The organism is Pseudomonas sp. Irchel 3E19, assembly GCF_900187585.1.
Lineage (GTDB): Bacteria > Pseudomonadota > Gammaproteobacteria > Pseudomonadales > Pseudomonadaceae > Aquipseudomonas > Aquipseudomonas baetica.
The window spans coordinates 76,180-92,943 of the sequence record NZ_FYDT01000004.1 but is presented as its reverse complement, the minus strand read 5'-3'; the positions used below and the strand labels follow the sequence as shown (position 1 = coordinate 92,943).

The following is a 16,764-nucleotide window of genomic DNA, read 5'->3' as shown; positions in this document are numbered from 1 at the left end:
GGGTCAAGAGCCCCTCACCCTAGCCCTCCCGCACCCGCCGCACCTGCACCAACAACGCCGGCGCAAAATGCAGCAGCACCATCCGCGCCAAGTGGTGAGTGAGGATAAACACCACATTCAGCCCGCCGGCAAACGCGACAATCGCAATCGTCTCGATCGCCCCCGGCATGTACGCCAGCCATAGCGACAACGGATCGCTGCCCAACCACCGCGCCGCTACCTCTGCAAACACCGCCGCCACCACGATCATCAACCCGACCGAGACCAGCGCCGTGCGGCCATGCTGGTCCAATTCCCTGACGCCCAGACCCTGGAACCGCGAGCCGATGCGCACGCCGAGAATCAGCGCCGCCAGATTCAAACTCCAGTCGGGCATGTGAAAACCGTGCAACCAGCCTGCTTTTACAAAGACTGCGGTGATGATGATCGCCGTGAGCATGAAGGGCGCCGGCACGCCGATCACCAGCAGCAATCGACCGAGCACGACGCTCAAGCCGATTACCGAGAAAACCGTCAACGCCATGCCGGTGGTCAACGGATCGCTATCAACAGCAGCCACCGACCCCTGCCCCGGAATCAAAAAGCTCACCAACACCGTGATCAGCAGTAATCGCATCAGGTGCACGATGATGACTTTGCTCGACGCCTTCTCCGACTCGAGCAAATCAAACACCGCCGCCAGAGCCCCCGGATACACCGCGAGTAGCGCATCCGTGCGATTCCACCCTGCCCCACGCGTCAGCCACCAACCGGCCAGGGCAATCTGCACCGTCAGACACAGCAGCAACACGCCAAGGCTTGGAAGCATGGTCGACGCCGTCGCACTGTCCCACGCCTCGAACATCAGCCCGGTGGCGATGCCCAGGGTGACCTGGATATAGCCCAGCCCATAAGGCGTTGCGGGGGCGAAACCTGATTTCGTCACGACCAGTGCCGTGACAAGGATCGAACCCAACAGCAAGCCGTGCGGCACGCCAAGAGATTCCAACACCGCACCGAAACCGGCGGCAATCAACAGACAGAAAATGGATTTCATATTCGCCTTCCTGGCAATTCAACTGACCCAACACACATACCGTGTAGGAGCTGCCGCAGGCTGCGATCTTTTGATCTTTTTTGAAGATCAAGATCAAAAGATCGTCCGATCGCGGCCCGAGCCTTCGGCAGCTCCTATAGGGGCGTGTCCATTTTTATGAGCGCAACCGTCCAATCGCGCGCCGATACTTCTCGATCCGCTCCAGATCCTCCCAACTCGGCGAGGCGATCCGCGACAGGTCGCTATTCTCTTCCAGATCCGCCAGTTTCACCACCCGGCCAATCGGGTTCTGCGCCGCACGCTCGACGAATTCCTCATAGGACTCGCCCGGCACTTTGGTCACCGACGCAATGGCCGTCAGCACCTCTTCGCTGAAGCCTTCCTTACGCAGGTCATCCAGGCTGATAGCGCAATCCTCGACCACATCGTGCAGCACCGCGACGATGCGCTCCTCCAGCGAGGTCATGCGCAGCATCACCTTCAGCGGATGCAAAATGTACGGCGCCCCGCCCTTGTCCACCTGCCCCGCGTGCGCGGTGGCGGCGATGGCAATGGCGCGTTCGAGTGTTTGAGTCATGGAAATCTCCTCGGATTAAACGCCGTACCGGCCGCCGACATGGATGTTGCGTTTAAGCCAGCCGCCAATCGCTTTCAACCGACCGACCGGCTCGGCGTGTTGCTTGAGAATCATGCCGACCAACGTCGCCTGATCCGCCCCCGGATGCGCATCGATCAACTCAGCGACCCAGGCACAATCAGCCTTCTTCAAATGCTCACGCCACTCACCGGGCCAGGCGTCCAGCTCATCCAGCGCCAACCAGCGCGCACCGCCCTGCCCACCATGCCCTCCGGCCGTCGACTGTTCGAAGCAGAAAGGCGTGGCCGCTCGGGACAGGTCGATGTTGAAAATGTAGACGTCGTGGGTGGAGTGCTGCGGCGTAGGAGCGTTGTTGCGGCTGCCAATTTCAATCATGGGCAATATTCCAATCCTTGGGCGCTAGATGTGTCCGATTGTTTCTCAGTCTACGCGACCAGCGCAAATCAAAAACCTGATGGAACCTCCTTCCCCTGCGCTATCTCGAAACCATAAGCGCCCATTCATTGATCAAAACCGGCGCCCTTGAAGAGGAAAGCCCGATGAACATTCGATTCCTGCTTCTGCTCGCCACGTTCTGCGTCATCCCCACCTGCGTCATGGCCGAAGGCTGCGACGTCGAAACCCGCTCCTCCAGCGCCTCCGTGCCTACCGTATCCGGCCATAGCTGCTACGAATACGAAGGTATGCCCGTCAATGCCATCGACTGGTCGTGCAGCAACGAAAGCAAAGACATGGTCAACGCCGTCAAGAAAAAGGTCCAGCAGTGCGATGACCACTACAAGGCCACTTGTATTGCCACCCTCACCCAGGAATCCCTCGCCAACCCGCACTCCACCAGCAAGGACAAAAACGCCAAAGCGTTGAATATTCCGGAGGGCGCGCAGGTGACCACGTATTACTACGGCGCGGAGAATCTGGGGCAGGCGAAGATTGATTGTGAAAGTGGCGGTGGGCATTGGAAGGCGAAGTAACGGATGTTTAGCGCACATAAAAAGGGACACCGCTGGGTGTCCCTTTTTCGTGCATCAACACATTCATTGTGGCGAGGGCGCTTGCTCCCGCTGGCCTGCGAAGCAGCCCTGTATCAACATGCAAAGCCATGATTTGAGATTCGACCGAATTTGAAGTCTGAAAAACGCGTAGGAAAACACCCCCTGTGGTGAGGGGATTCATCCCCGATGGGTTGCGAAGTAACCCCAACCCGGCGAGCTCATTTCTCCAGACACGCCGCACGCCCCGAATTACGACGACTGCGTCGCCGATCAGGGATAAATCCCCTCGCCACAGGGTCGGGTTTGCGTCCTACAGGTCGGTTGTGGCGGCAGGAATTGCAGCCTAGAGTGGGGCTGTCGCTGACCGCAGTTGGCGATGGGTTTCGCAGCCCAAAGGAGAAATTGGATAACACCGTCTAACGACAATTCTGGCAAAATTCGCCAGCATTACGTTTTATGGCGGTTGTGTGCGGGAGACTTTCGAGTCTGCCGAGTCTGGTTTCTCCTCGGTCTGCGAACCTGCTCACAGCCGCCACCCATTATGTTTCGCAGCAGAACGGTGGCTCATTTTTTATTGAGAGACCATTCCTAATGACGATCAAAAAACCTCTCCACCACTACGCCCACATGTCTCACCCAGCCACCGACCACCCCGTCCTCCTGATCGACGCCGACTCCCCACTGCGTGAACTCCATGCCTGCCTGGCCGAACGCCTAAACGCCGTACTCAAATACCTCGACCTCATCGCCTGCACCAGCCTCCCCGATTACGCCGAACACGACATCAACACCGTGACCAACATCGCCAGGATCATGGTGCAGGATGTCAGTGATGTATTTCGGGTAATAGAGCAGCGGGGGTTTGATACCCCCATTTAGCCTTTCAACATTCCAGAGCTTGAAAGCCGTATTTTTGCGGAACCAATGCTACCGATTTAACGTGACCTCCTCTTGGCTCGTCAGGCTGTCAGCCTGACTCGAGCAAGAGATGGAAATTGCACTGATGATTTGATAGGTTCGGCATTACTCATGATCATGGACAATGGAGGGAGCGCGTGAATAATTACCTGTATTGCGACTCAGAATCTTACTTTTTCTTGCTAATTAGCGCACAAAGCAAGGAACAGGAAATGATGAGCTATTCTTGAATCTGAATGCGAACGTGACCAGGCCAAAAAATATCGTGAATTCACAATCTGATGAAATCAAGGAAATACTTCTCTCTAGTGACTACCCTCGCTTGGAATCAATAAGCATTGCGCAAATCAATAAATTACTGAAATCTACATTCGGCGCTAACTTTCAGTGCCAGACCCATAGGGAAGCGCAGAGATTAATCAAATCAGTGACCGCATGGACGCGACGACATCCAGCAGACATAAACACGTACATTGAAAATGATACCTGGAAAGGTAGCAGCGTTGACGTCTATACCTTTCAAGAACTCATCGCAAAAGAGATTGGCCGACCTACAAACCGAAAAAAGAAATCCACCGTTACGAAGATGCTACTGGATATGCTGCGGCTTTTTTCGTCTCCAGACGAACTCAGCGCCCAGTCGATTTTTGAGAAAAACAAGGTGCGAAATTTTATAGCCAGCTCCAAGCTGGAAGGTATTATTCTGGAGAACAATTAACTATGGACAGATATCAAATCTCTGAAAGCGACCCCTATCTCATAAAAGGTACCGACTGCCTCAAAAACATTAAAGACATCACCGACATTAACGAACTGGAGGTTGCTGAGCGCGAAGCCACCAAGCTCAATATCGCTTTGATAAGCGAGCAAAAAAGCCCCTACAGCCTTGCCACGATGAAATATATCCACAAAACCCTTTTTTCGTCCCTCTATCAATGGGCTGGAGAGCTCCGTCTAGTTGGCATATGGAAAGGAACCACCCGATTTTGTGCTCCAGAGCGCATCGAAGCCGAAGCGCTGAAAATTTTTCAAGCTATAAATCTCGACTTTCAGAATAAGGAAAAATTCTGGAGCTTGGAAGATACTGCTGATCGCCTTGCCTACCATTATGGCGAGCTGAATATCATTCACCCATTTCGTGAAGGCAACGGCCGAACACAGAGAATTCTGTTTGAGTATATTGCGCAAGATGCAAAGTACTCGATTCGCTGGCAAGAAGACAGTGACCAGTGGATATCAGCTAACATAAGCGCCTACACCACCGACCACAAAGCACTAAAAGAAATCTTCATGGATATCTTAGAGCCTATATAAGCACAATAGAAAAAAGAAAGATGCCATGTTTACTTAGCAAAATAAACCTGGCATCTAATTAGTCAAATCAGATGCCAATAATATTGACTAAGAAGTAGCAATACAAAACTAAAAATTCGCCGGCGTATTCGCACTAATAATCTCAGCCTCATCAGCCCCAATATTCCGAAACTTATGCGGCAACGTCGTCGGAAAATAATACCCATCCCCGGCATTCAACACACTCACCGAGCCATCCACGGTCAACTCAACCGTCCCGCGCGTAACAAGCCCACACTCCTCGCCTTCCGCATGCACAATCGGCTCTTCTCCGGAGCTCGCGCCCGGTGCGTATTGCTCGCGCAGCAAGCGCATCTGCCGGCTCGGTACGGAGGCGCCGATCAGCAGCAGGCGCAGGCCATGGCGGCCGAGGTCGGGTTGTTCATTGGCGCGGAAGACATATTGGTGTTCGCGCGGCGGTTGGTCGAAGGTGAAGAAGTCGGCCAGGGACATCGGGATGCCTTCGAGCAGCTTTTTCAGGGAGCTGACGGAGGGGCTGACGCGATTCTGTTCGATCAGGGAGATGGTGGCATTGGTCACGCCGCTACGCCGGGCCAGCTCGCGCTGGGAGAGTTTGTAGCTTTCGCGTACTAGTTTGAGTCGAGAACCCGTATCCATGACTGCCTTATGTGAAGAGTACTTAAGGGTGATGGGGGTGGGTGGCGGGTGACGCGCCGGGGCGCGGATCACGTTGCTCCCGTGTCCCGGAACCGTGAAAGGCGGCTATTAAATCACGTTTGCTGGTGTTGCTCAGCAGGTTCGATGGGTGGTGGGGGAAAAGTCTTTCTTGCCTTGGTAATACAGTGACTGTGGGAGCGGGCTTGCTCGCGAAAGCGGTGTGTCAGGCGATATAGATGTTGGCTGATATGGCCTCTTCGCGAGCAGGCTCGCTCCCACAGTTGGGTCTCTTTTGTGTCAGTTGGCTTTGTGGAGGTTGTCAGGCCGTCATCGCTGGCAACCCAGACTCCCACAGGGTTTGTGGTGTTTCTGTGGGAGGGATGGTGGCTGGGCTGGCCTCTTCGCGAGCAGGCTCGCTCCCACAGTTGGATCTCTTTTGTGTCAGTTGGCTTTGTGGAGGTTGTCAGGCCGTCATCGCTGGCAAGCCAGACTCCCACAGGGTTTGTGGTGTTTCTGTGGGAGGGATGGTGGCTGGGCTGGCCTCTTCGCTGGCAGGCCCGCTCCCACAGTTGGGTCTCTTTTGTGTCAGTTGGCTTTGTGGAGGTTGTCAGGCCGTCATCGCTGGCAAGCCAGACTCCCACAGGGTTCGTGGTGTTTCTGTGGGAGGGATGGTGGCTGGGCTGGCCTCTTCGCGAGCAGGCTCGCTCCCACAGTTGGATCTCTTTTGTGTCAGTTGGCTTTGTGGAGGTTGTCAGGCCGTCATCGCTGGCAGGCTCGCTCCCACAGTTGGATCTCTTTTGTGTCAGTTGGCTTTGTGGAGGTTGTCAGGCCGTCATCGCTGGCAAGCCAGACTCCCACAGGGTTTGTGGTGTTTCTGTGGGAGGGATGGTGGCTGGGCTGGCCTCTTCGCGAGCAGGCTCGCTCCCACAGTTGGATCTCTGTTGTGTCAGTTGGCTTTGTGGAGGTTGTCAGGCCGTCATTGCTGGCAAGCCAGCTCCCACAATTAGAGCGTTGGTGTGTCAGGTAAAAACCGGCGGGGTCTTGGGGCCGCCGCCGGGGAGGTAACTTAGAGGCCGAAGCGGTCGCGTAGCGAGTAGTAGACGGCGCCGAGGGCTGTCAGCGGTGCGGAGAAGGTGCGGCCGCCGAGCATGGGCATGTGTGGCAGGGAGGCGAAGGCGTTGAAGCGCTCGGCGTCGCCGCGGATCATTTCCGAGATCAGTTTGCCGGCCAGGTGCGAGCAGGTGACGCCGTGGCCGCTGTAGCCTTGCATGTAGTAGGCGTTTTTCTCGATGCGGCCGAATTGCGGCATGCGCGACATGGTCAGCAGGAAGTTGCCGGTCCAGCGGTAGTCGATTTTGACGTCTTTGAGCTGCGGGAAGGTCTTGAGGATCTTCGGGCGGATCAGTTGTTCGATGTCGTCCGGTTCACGCGCGCCGTAGACCACGCCGCCGCCGTAGAGCAGACGGTTGTCGGCGGTGAGGCGGTAGTAATCCAGCAAGTAGTTGCAGTCTTCGACGCAGTAGTTGTTGGTGATCAGGCTGCGTGCCTGCTTTTCGGTCAACGGTTCGGTGACGACGATTTGCGAGCCGCACGGCATGCTTTTCGCGGTCACGCGGTTGTCGAGGCCTTGCGGCAGATAAGCGTTGCCGGCGATCAGCAGGTACTTGGCGCGTACCAGGCCTTTGGCGGTGCGGATGACATTCGGCTCGCCGTAGGTGATTTCCACGGCAGCGGATTGCTCGTAGATCTTCCCGCCCAGACGCGTGATCGCGGCGGCTTCACCGAGGGCCAGGTTCAGCGGGTGAACATGGCCGCCCTGCAAGTCGAGCAGGCCGCCGACGTAGGCGTCGGAGCCGACTTCCCTGCGAATGTCCGCAGCGTCGAGCATCTTCAGATTGCGATTGCCGTAGCGTTCCCAGTTTTTCTTCTGCTCGGCCAGGCCGTTGAGTTGTTTCTTGTTCATCGCTGCGAAGATGCCGCCCGGGCGGTAGTCGCATTGGATGTCGTAGTCCTTGATGCGCGAACGAATGATGTCAGCGCCTTCGAAGATCATGCTGCCGAGGATTTCGGCGGTCTTGTCGCCGTAGCGCTCTTCGATCACGTCGACGTCGCGGCTGTAGGAGTTGACCAGTTGACCGCCGTTGCGGCCGCTGGCGCCGTAGCCGACTTTCGCCGCTTCCAGCACCGTCACTTTGTAGCCGGCCTCAGTCAGGAACAGTGCCGAGGACAGGCCGGTGTAGCCGGCGCCGATGATGCAGACATCGCAGTCCACCGCTTCTTCCAGAATCGGGAAGTCGATGACTTCGTTGCGGGTGGCGGCGTAGTAGCTGTTTACGTGTTGCTGTTTCATATTATTGTTCTCCGAGGGTCGCCCATTGAAGGCGACCACCGCTTTAGAAAAATCAGAGCTTGATCCAGGTCGCTTTCAGTTCGGTGTACTTGTCGAACGCGTGTAGCGATTTGTCGCGACCGTTGCCCGACTGTTTGAAACCACCGAACGGCGCGGTCATGTCGCCGCCGTCGTATTGGTTGACCCACACGCTGCCGGCGCGCAAACCGCGGGCGAAGGTGTGCGCCTTGCTCAGGTTGCTGGTCCAGACGCCGGCGGCGAGGCCGAAGATGCTGTCGTTGGCGATCTGCAGCGCTTCTTCAGCGGTGTCGAAGGTGATCAGCGACAGCACCGGGCCGAAGATTTCTTCCTGGGCGATGGTCATGGCGTTGGTCACGCCATCGAAGATCGCCGGTTGCACGTAGAGGCCACCGGTTTCTTCGAGAGTGCGCTGGCCGCCAGCGATCAGCTCGGCGCCCTGCTCGCGGCCGATGCTGATGTAGCGCAGCACGTTGTCGAGTTGACGCTGATCGACCACGGCGCCGACGGTGGTTGCCGGGTCGAGGGCGTGCCCCGGTTTCCACGCTTGCAATGCTTCCACCAGCAGCGGAATGAATTGCTCGCGGATCGAACGCTCGACCAGCAGGCGCGAACCGGCAGTGCAGACTTCGCCCTGGTTGAAGGCGATGGCGCCGGCCGCCGCTTGTGCTGCCGCGCGCAAGTCCGGTGCGTCGGCGAACACCACGTTGGGGCTCTTGCCGCCCGCTTCGAGCCAGACGCGTTTCATGTTGCTTTGCCCGGCATAAATCATCAGTTGTTTGGCAATCGCCGTGGAGCCGGTGAAGGCCAACACGTCGACGTCCATGTGCAACGCCAACGCCTTGCCGACGGTGTGGCCGAAGCCTGGCAGAACGTTGAACACGCCTTTCGGAATGCCTGCATCCAGTGCCAACTGCGCGATGCGGATGGCGGTCAGCGGCGACTTTTCCGAAGGCTTGAGGATGAACGAGTTACCAGCGGCCAGCGCTGGCGCGAATTTCCAACTGGCCATGATCAGCGGGAAGTTCCACGGCACGATCGCGGCGACCACACCGGATGGTTCGCGAGTGATCAGACCGAGTTGGTCGTGCGGTGTCGCGGCGACTTCGTCGTAGATCTTGTCGATGGCTTCGGCGCTCCAGCGGATCGCGTTGGCGGTCGCCGGGATGTCGATGCTCATGGAGTCGCTGATCGGTTTGCCCATGTCGAGGGTTTCCAGCAGCGCCAGTTCTTCCTGGTGTTGCAGGATCAGATCGGCGAAACGGATCAGGATGCGCTTGCGCTCGGCCGGGGCTTTTTTCGCCCACACGCCGGATTCGAAAGACTGGCGCGCGACTTCCACGGCGAGGTTGGCGTCGGCTTCGTCGGTGCTGGCCACGGAGGCGAGGAAACGGCCGTCGACGGGGCTCAGGCATTCGAAGGTGTCGCCGCTGATCGCCGGGCGGTATTCGCCGTTGATGAACGCGCGGGATTCGAGGGTCAGGGACTGGAAGCGCTGTTCCCAGTCGTTGCGGGTTGTAGTCATTGTTGTGGCTCGACAAGGGGGAATTGGGGTGACGGTGGACGATCGCCCACTCATCAAAATTTGGTAACCGAACCCCTGTGGGAGCGGGCTTGCTCGCGAAAGCATCGTGTCAGGCAACATTGCTTTGAATGACACACCGCATTCGCGAGCAAGCCCGCTCCCACATTGGGTCGGTGTTGGTTCTGCAAATCACACCGTATGCAGATACCAGTTGTACTCAAGGTCAGAGATCGAGTTTTCGAACTCGGCCAGCTCGCTTTCCTTGCACGCGACAAATACGTCGATGTACAGCGGGTCGATGTAGCGGGCCATGACTTCGCTGTCGTCCAGCTCACGCAATGCGTCGCGCAGGTTGTTCGGCAGGCTCTGTTCGTTCTGCTCGTAGCTGTTGCCTTCCACCGGGGCGCCCGGTTCGATCTGGTTGGTCAGGCCGTGGTGAATACCGGCCAATACCGAGGCCATCAGCAGGTACGGGTTGGCGTCGGCACCGGCGACACGATGCTCGATACGCACGGCGTCGGCGGAACCGGTCGGCACTCGTACCGCAACGGTGCGGTTGTCGATGCCCCAGCTCGGCGAGTTCGGCACGTAGAACTGTGCGCCGAAGCGGCGGTACGAGTTGACGTTCGGGCACAGGAACGCCATTTGCGCAGGCAGGGTCTCCAGCACACCGCCGATCGCGTGTCGCAGCGCGGCGTTCTGCTCGGGATCCTCGCTGGCGAAGATGTTGTTGCCTTCTTTGTCCAGGATCGAAATGTGTACGTGCAGACCGTTGCCCGCCTGGCCCGGATACGGCTTGGCCATGAAGGTGGTGTCCATCTCGTGGTCGTAGGCGATGTTCTTCACCAGACGCTTGAGCAGGACGGCGTAGTCGCATGCCTTGATCGGATCGGAGACGTGATGCAGGTTGACTTCGAACTGCGCCGGGGCGCTTTCCTTGACGATGGCGTCAGCCGGGATGCCCTGCTCTTTCGCGCCTTCGAGGATGTCTTGCAGGCAGTCGACGTATTCGTCGAGGTCGTCGATCAGGTAGACCTGAGTCGACACCGGACGCTTGCCGGACACCGGTGAACGCGGCGACTGCGGACGGCCGTTCACGTTGTCCTGGTCGATCAGGTAGAACTCGAGTTCGAACGCGGCGCAGATGGTCAGGCCCATGTCATCGAACTTGCGCACGACGTTGGCCAGCACTTCACGCGGGTCGGCGAAGAACGGCTGGCCCTCGAGCTCATGCATGGTCATCAGCAATTGTGCGGTTGGGCGCTTCTGCCACGGCTCGATGCTCAGGGTGCCGGGGATCGGGTAGCAGATGCGGTCAGAGTCGCCGATGTCCAGGCCCAGGCCGGTGCTTTCCACCGTGGAGCCATTGATGTCGAGGGCGAAGAGCGAGGCCGGCAGGTTGATGCCTTTCTCGTAAACCTTATGAAGACTGGTGCGTTCGATGCGCTTGCCGCGCACCACACCGTTCATATCCGCAATCAGAAGGTCGACGTACAAAACCTCAGGATATTTCTTAAGGAATGCGTTTGCTTCGTTGAGTTGAACGGTACGCAGAGGGACCGACATGATGCACCTATTTAGCTGTTAATTATTATGTTCACTGCTGTTTCGCCGAGCCAGTCAACCCGAACGGCAAAGTGAAGTCAATAGCGAACAGCTGGCCGCTCAGCCTTTATTTTTAGGGCCTTTTTTAACACTCTCGTGCCACCACAGGCGCCAGACGCCCGGAAACCGTAACGATTTGATGAACGGCGTTTAGAATTTTTTACATGGCAGTTGTTAATTAAAATCAACGAGGCTAAGCTCCGGAAAAGCTCGTTCAAGTGTCAAACTTCGAGGTGAATAAAAATGGCATTCAAGCCATTGATCGGCGTTACTGCGTGCGTCAAACAGATTGGCCTGCACCCCTATCACATCAGCGGCGACAAGTACGTACGTGCTGTCAGCGTTGGCGCTGAAGGGTTGCCGGTGGTCATTCCTTCCCTTGGCAACCTGACTGAAATCGAAGACCTGCTCGGTCAACTCGACGGTCTGCTGCTGACCGGCTCGCCCTCGAATGTGGAACCTTTCCACTATCAAGGCCCGGCCAGCGCCCCCGGCACGGATCACGATCCGGCGCGGGATGCCACCACCCTTCCTTTATTGCGTGCAGCCATTGCCGCGGGCGTTCCGGTGCTGGGCATTTGCCGTGGCTTCCAGGAAATGAACGTGGCCTTCGGCGGCAGCCTGCATCAGAAGGTGCATGAGCTGCCGGGCATGCTCGATCACCGCGAGGCCGACAGCCCGGACGTGGCCGTGCAATACGCACCGGCCCATGCAGTCAGCGTGCTTGGCGGCGGCGTGTTCGAGGCGCTGGCGTTGCCGGGCGAGTTCCAGGTCAACTCGATTCACAGTCAGGGCATCGACCGCCTCGCGCCCGGCCTGCGCGCCGAAGCGGTAGCGCCGGATGGCCTGATCGAGGCGATCTCGGTGGAGCACAGCCCGACCTTTGCCCTCGGCGTGCAATGGCACCCGGAATGGCAGGTGCTGGACAACCCGAACTACCTGAAGATTTTCCAGGCATTCGGCCAGGCTTGCCGGCAACGGGCGGCGCAACGCAGCAAGCGCTGACACAACCCAGGATTTTTAAAACTGTTTACTGCCCCCACGGGGTCGGCGGCTGTGCGTTTGCGCATCCGTCATCCGTGAAAACAACACATCGTAATAACAACAAGTACGACCCAGGCAGCCAGGACGGCGGCGCCGAACAAGCCGGATCGGTGCGGGTAATGCCAGTCAGGTAAACGCATTTCTCCTGTGGGAGCGAGCCTGCTCGCGAAAGCGGTGTATCAGCAAACAATGATGTCGACTGACACGCCGTCTTCGCGAGCAGGCTCGCTCCCACAGGTTCTGCGCCATAGCTGACAGACATCCCGAACCGCTCTGCAATCCACTCTTAAGCCAGGCCACATTGGCCAGGCGACTGAAACCTGTTGGGAGTTTCACATGGCAAACGCCTCCAGCACTTACAGGAAGGCTCTTGAAGGTCATCAGCAACCGAAAAAGGTTCTGGTGAAAGTCGATCGCGTGACCAAGAAGTTCGACGAAACCGTGGCAGTGGACGATGTGTCCCTGGAGATCCATCAGGGCGAAATCTTTGCCCTGCTCGGCGGCTCCGGTTCGGGCAAATCGACCCTGCTGCGCATGCTCGCCGGTTTCGAGCGCCCGACTGAAGGGCGGATTCTGCTCGACGGCGTGGACATCACCGACATGCCGCCCTACGAGCGGCCGATCAACATGATGTTCCAGTCCTACGCGCTGTTCCCACACATGACCGTCGCGCAGAACATCGCCTTTGGCCTCAAGCAGGACCGGTTGCCGGCCAGCGAAATCGACGCCCGCGTTGAAGAGATGCTGCGTCTGGTACACATGACCCAATACGCCAAACGCAAACCGCATCAGTTGTCCGGTGGTCAGCGCCAGCGCGTCGCCCTCGCCCGCTCGCTGGCCAAGCGTCCAAAGCTGTTGCTGCTCGATGAGCCGATGGGTGCGCTGGATAAAAAGCTGCGCTCGCAGATGCAGCTTGAGCTGGTGGAAATCATCGAGCGCGTCGGCGTGACCTGCGTGATGGTGACCCACGACCAGGAAGAAGCCATGACCATGGCCGAGCGCATCGCGATCATGCACCTGGGCTGGATCGCCCAGATCGGCAGCCCGGTCGATATTTACGAAGCACCGGTCAGCCGCATGGTCTGCGAGTTCATCGGCAACGTGAACGCCTTCGACGGCACTGTGGTGGAAGACCTTGAGGGCCACGCCATCATCCACAGCCCGGATTTGCAGCAGAAGATCTACGTTGGCCACGGCGTCAGCACCTCGGTGCAGGACAAGTCGATCACCTACGCGATCCGCCCGGAAAAAATGCTCGTCAGCACCACCCAACCGGAGTTCCGCTACAACTGGTCCGAAGGCAAGGTGCATGACATCGCCTACCTCGGCGGCCACTCGGTGTTCTACGTCGAATTGCCCGGCGGCAAAATCGTCCAGTCGTTCATGGCCAACGCCGAACGCCGTGGCGCGCGGCCAACCTGGGACGACAAGGTCTACGTCTGGTGGGAAGACGACAGCGGCGTGGTACTGCGCTCATGAGAACCTTCAATCAGCAATTCCTGCGCCTGGTGCCCAGCGGACGCAAACTGGTGATCGGCATTCCGTTCATCTGGCTGTTCCTGTTCTTCATGCTGCCGTTCTTTCTGGTGATGAAGATCAGCTTCTCGGAAGCCGCACTGTCAATCCCGCCCTACTCGGAGATCTACACCTACGCCGAACAGAAATTCCAGCTGCTGCTGAACATCGGTAACTACAGCATGCTCGGCGAAGACGAGCTGTATCTGTCGGCCTACCTCGGTTCGTTGAAGGTCGCCGCACTGAGCACGCTGATGTGTCTGGTGATCGGTTTTCCGATGGCCTACGCAATCACCAAAACCGGCAAGGAAACGCAAAACGTCCTGCTGCTGTTGATCATGATGCCGACCTGGACCGCGATCCTGATCCGCGTGTATGCGTGGATGGGCATCCTCAGCAACAACGGTTTGCTCAACGGGTTTCTGATGTGGACGGGGCTCACCGATCACCCGATCGAGATCCTCAACACCAACACAGCCGTGTATATCGGCGTGGTTTATGCCTATCTGCCGTTCATGGTGTTGCCGCTGTACGCCAACCTTGTGAAGCACGATGGCAGCTTGCTGGAAGCCGCGTCGGACCTGGGTTCGAGCAACTTCAACAACTTCTGGAAAATCACCGTGCCGCTGGCCAAGAACGGCATTATTGCAGGCTGCATGCTGGTGTTCATTCCGGTGGTCGGTGAGTTCGTGATTCCGGAACTGCTGGGTGGCCCGGAGACGCTGATGATCGGTCGCGTGCTGTGGCAAGAGTTCTTCAATAACCGCGACTGGCCGGTGGCATCTGCCCTGGCGGTGGTGATGCTGTTGATCCTGATTGTGCCGATTCTGCTGTTCAACCGCAGCCAGGCCAAAGAGATGGAGGCACGGGGATGAAACGCTTCGGTTTTTCCAAGTTCATGCTGATCTTCGGCCTGATGTTTATCTATCTGCCGATGCTGATTCTGGTGATCTACTCGTTCAACGCCTCGAAACTGGTGACGGTGTGGGGCGGCTGGTCGGTGAAGTGGTACGTCGGCCTGCTCGACAACACGCAACTGATGGGCTCGGTGCTGCGCTCGCTGGAAATCGCCTGCTACACGGCGATTGCCGCGGTGGCGCTGGGCACCCTCGCCGCCTTCGTGCTGACGCGCGTCACCCGCTTCAAGGGCCGCACGCTGTTTGGTGGTCTGGTCACCGCGCCGTTGGTGATGCCTGAGGTGATTACCGGTCTGTCGCTGTTGCTGCTGTTCGTGGCGATGGCGCAGTTGATCGGCTGGCCGCAGGAGCGTGGCATCGTCACCATCTGGATCGCCCACACCACGTTTTGTGCAGCCTATGTGGCGGTGGTAGTCTCCGCCCGCCTGCGTGAACTGGACCTGTCGATTGAAGAAGCGGCGATGGATCTGGGAGCGAAACCGTTCAAGGTGTTTTTCCTGATCACCATTCCGATGATCGCGCCGTCGCTGGCGGCGGGCGGGATGATGTCGTTCGCCTTGTCGCTGGATGATCTGGTGTTGGCCAGCTTCGTCTCCGGCCCAGGCTCGACGACGTTGCCGATGGAAGTGTTCTCGGCGGTACGTCTGGGCGTGAAGCCTGAGATCAACGCCGTGGCGAGTCTGATTCTGCTGGCGGTGTCGCTGGTGACCTTCCTCGTGTGGTACTTCGGTCGCAAGGCCGAGGCCAACCGCAAACGTGCGATTCAGGAAGCGATGGATCAGACAGCGAACGAGTCGTGGCAGCAACCGCAACGCGCCGCCACCGCCTGACTGTGTAGGCGCTGCGGCACGCTGCGATCTTTTGATCTTGATGTGAAAGATCAAAAGATCGCAGCCTCGTTTCACTCGACAGCTCCTACATAAACGGGGCAGTCGACCAGGTTTTGGCTTTGTGTTTTTTGAATAAAAAGAATGGAGTTGTACCGATGAAAATGTTTGGCAGGACTCTGCTGACACTGTCCTTAATGGGCGCAATGGTCATGGGCGCCCAGGCCAACGACAAGGTGCTGCGTGTTTACAACTGGTCCGATTACATCGCGCCGGACACCGTCAAGAAGTTCGAAGACGAGACCGGCATCCGCGTGACCTACGACGTGTTCGACAGCAACGAAACCCTTGAGGCGCGTTTGCTGGCGGGCAAATCCGGCTACGACCTCGTCGTGCCGTCCAACAGTTTCCTGGCCAAGCAGATCAAGGCCGGCGTCTATCAGCCGCTGGACAAATCGAAGCTGCCGAACTGGAAGAATCTCAACCCGGTGCTGCTGAAAAATGCCGCCGCCAGCGATCCGGACAACGCTCACGCGTTCCCGTACATGTGGGGCTCGATCGGCATCGGTTTCAACCCGGACAAGGTCAAGGAAGTGCTCGGCGCCAACGCCCCGACCAACTCCTGGGACTTGCTGTTCAAGCCGGAGAACGCTGAAAAGCTCAAAGCCTGCGGCATCAGTTTCCTCGACTCGCCGACCGAAATGCTCCCGGCCGCCCTGCACTACCTGGGTTATCCGGTGAACGACAAGGACAAGGCGCACATCATGGAGGCCGAAGCGCTGTTCATGAAAATCCGCCCATCCGTGGCGTACTTCCACTCTTCGAAGTACATCTCGGATCTGGCCAACGGCAACATCTGCGTGGCCGTCGGTTATTCCGGTGACGTGCTGCAGGCCAAGGCCCGCGCGGTGGAATCGGGCAACAAGGTGAAGATCGACTACAGCATTCCCAAGGAAGGCGCCGGCAGTTTCTACGACATGGTCGCCATCCCGCGCGATGCGGCGAACGTCGACAACGCGTACCTGTTCATGGACTTCCTGATGCGTCCGGACATCATCGCCGAGATCACCAACAGCAACGGCTACAGCAATGCCAACTCGGCCGCCACACCGCTGGTAGACGAAGCGATCCGCAACGACCCGGGCTCGTATCCATCGCAAGCGGTGATGGCGACGTTGTATGCGGTGCCGGATCAGCCGATTGCGACCCAGCGGATCATGACCCGCGGCTGGACCCGGGTGAAACTCGGCAAGTGATTCAAGCGCAAATCAACTGTGGGAGCGAGCCTGCTCGCGAAGGCGTCGGCACACTTAACCCATTCATTGCCTGATCCACAGCTTTCGCGAGCAGGCTCGCTCCCACACTGGTTTTGTGCAGTGCTTTTCCGTTCACGCAGCGCCTTACCACCGCTGCACCCTGCAGATGAACGGCCTCACCTGGCTCCCTCG

16 protein-coding genes are annotated in these 16,764 nt (G+C 58.1%); 9 read left to right on the top strand and 7 right to left on the bottom strand.

Translation table 11 applies throughout. From position 1 onward, the window contains the following. Window positions 1–19: 19 nt before the first annotated feature. The 3 genes from CKW18_RS03975 to CKW18_RS03965 form a co-directional block, all read right to left on the bottom strand. On the bottom strand, window positions 20–1,036 hold the full coding sequence (locus CKW18_RS03975) for an AbrB family transcriptional regulator (protein ID WP_095187570.1): 1,017 nt from the start codon (window positions 1,034–1,036) through the stop codon (window positions 20–22). Window positions 1,037–1,190: 154 nt separating this feature from the next. Continuing rightward, a complete protein-coding gene (locus tag CKW18_RS03970; protein WP_095187569.1) occupies window positions 1,191–1,613 on the bottom strand; it encodes an HD domain-containing protein in 423 nt (140 codons plus the stop codon). Window positions 1,614–1,628: 15 nt separating this feature from the next. Then, entirely contained in the window at window positions 1,629–2,009 is a 381-nt protein-coding gene (locus CKW18_RS03965) for a hypothetical protein (protein ID WP_095187568.1), read from the bottom strand. Between the two features lie 164 nt (window positions 2,010–2,173). On the opposite strand from CKW18_RS03965, the gene CKW18_RS03960 reads away from it, so the two are divergent. The 4 genes from CKW18_RS03960 (at window position 2,174) to CKW18_RS03945 (ending at window position 4,858) form a co-directional block, all read left to right on the top strand. Further along, window positions 2,174–2,605 carry a hypothetical protein gene (locus CKW18_RS03960; RefSeq protein WP_095187567.1) on the top strand — a complete coding sequence of 144 codons (432 nt, stop codon included), beginning with the start codon at window positions 2,174–2,176 and terminating at the stop codon, window positions 2,603–2,605. Window positions 2,606–3,217: 612 nt separating this feature from the next. Next, on the top strand, window positions 3,218–3,505 hold the full coding sequence (locus CKW18_RS03955; protein ID WP_095187566.1) for a fructose-bisphosphate aldolase: 288 nt from the start codon (window positions 3,218–3,220) through the stop codon (window positions 3,503–3,505). A 265-nt stretch (window positions 3,506–3,770) separates the two neighbouring features. Then, window positions 3,771–4,262, top strand: a complete 492-nt coding sequence (locus CKW18_RS03950; protein WP_095187565.1) for a hypothetical protein — start codon at window positions 3,771–3,773, stop codon at window positions 4,260–4,262. Window positions 4,263–4,264: 2 nt separating this feature from the next. Next, window positions 4,265–4,858, top strand: coding sequence for a Fic family protein (locus CKW18_RS03945; protein WP_095187564.1), 594 nt, complete (start codon window positions 4,265–4,267; stop codon window positions 4,856–4,858). A gap of 108 nt (window positions 4,859–4,966) precedes the next feature. Here the strand turns inward: CKW18_RS03945 and CKW18_RS03940 are convergent, their stop codons facing one another. From CKW18_RS03940 to CKW18_RS03925, 4 genes are all read right to left on the bottom strand, one after another. Beyond that, the gene (locus CKW18_RS03940; RefSeq protein WP_007950154.1) at window positions 4,967–5,515 is read right to left on the bottom strand and encodes a cupin domain-containing protein; all 549 of its coding nucleotides are present in this window, start codon (window positions 5,513–5,515) and stop codon (window positions 4,967–4,969) included. A gap of 1,066 nt (window positions 5,516–6,581) precedes the next feature. Next, entirely contained in the window at window positions 6,582–7,865 is a 1,284-nt protein-coding gene (locus tag CKW18_RS03935; protein WP_095187563.1) for an FAD-binding oxidoreductase, read from the bottom strand. 52 nt (window positions 7,866–7,917) lie between these two features. Then, window positions 7,918–9,408, bottom strand: a complete 1,491-nt coding sequence (locus CKW18_RS03930) for an aldehyde dehydrogenase (RefSeq protein WP_095187562.1) — start codon at window positions 9,406–9,408, stop codon at window positions 7,918–7,920. Window positions 9,409–9,597: 189 nt separating this feature from the next. Continuing rightward, window positions 9,598–10,974 (bottom strand): glutamine synthetase family protein, encoded by a 1,377-nt coding sequence (locus tag CKW18_RS03925; protein ID WP_095187561.1) that lies wholly within the window; start codon window positions 10,972–10,974, stop codon window positions 9,598–9,600. A 282-nt stretch (window positions 10,975–11,256) separates the two neighbouring features. Between CKW18_RS03925 and CKW18_RS03920 the strand changes: the two genes are divergently transcribed. The 5 genes from CKW18_RS03920 to CKW18_RS03900 all read left to right on the top strand — a co-directional run bounded on the left by CKW18_RS03920 (window position 11,257) and on the right by CKW18_RS03900 (window position 16,572). Continuing rightward, on the top strand, window positions 11,257–12,018 hold the full coding sequence (locus CKW18_RS03920; protein ID WP_095187560.1) for a gamma-glutamyl-gamma-aminobutyrate hydrolase family protein: 762 nt from the start codon (window positions 11,257–11,259) through the stop codon (window positions 12,016–12,018). A 375-nt stretch (window positions 12,019–12,393) separates the two neighbouring features. Further along, on the top strand, window positions 12,394–13,536 hold the full coding sequence (gene potA / locus CKW18_RS03915) for a polyamine ABC transporter ATP-binding protein (protein WP_095187559.1): 1,143 nt from the start codon (window positions 12,394–12,396) through the stop codon (window positions 13,534–13,536). Between the two features lie 29 nt (window positions 13,537–13,565). Then, on the top strand, window positions 13,566–14,447 hold the full coding sequence (locus CKW18_RS03910) for an ABC transporter permease subunit (protein ID WP_170947219.1): 882 nt from the start codon (window positions 13,566–13,568) through the stop codon (window positions 14,445–14,447). After that, window positions 14,444–15,319, top strand: a complete 876-nt coding sequence (locus CKW18_RS03905; protein ID WP_095187557.1) for an ABC transporter permease subunit — start codon at window positions 14,444–14,446, stop codon at window positions 15,317–15,319. The genes CKW18_RS03910 and CKW18_RS03905 overlap by 4 nt, the downstream gene beginning before the upstream one ends. 155 nt (window positions 15,320–15,474) lie before the next feature. Next, entirely contained in the window at window positions 15,475–16,572 is a 1,098-nt protein-coding gene (locus CKW18_RS03900; protein ID WP_095187556.1) for a polyamine ABC transporter substrate-binding protein, read from the top strand. Window positions 16,573–16,764: the final 192 nt, after the last annotated feature.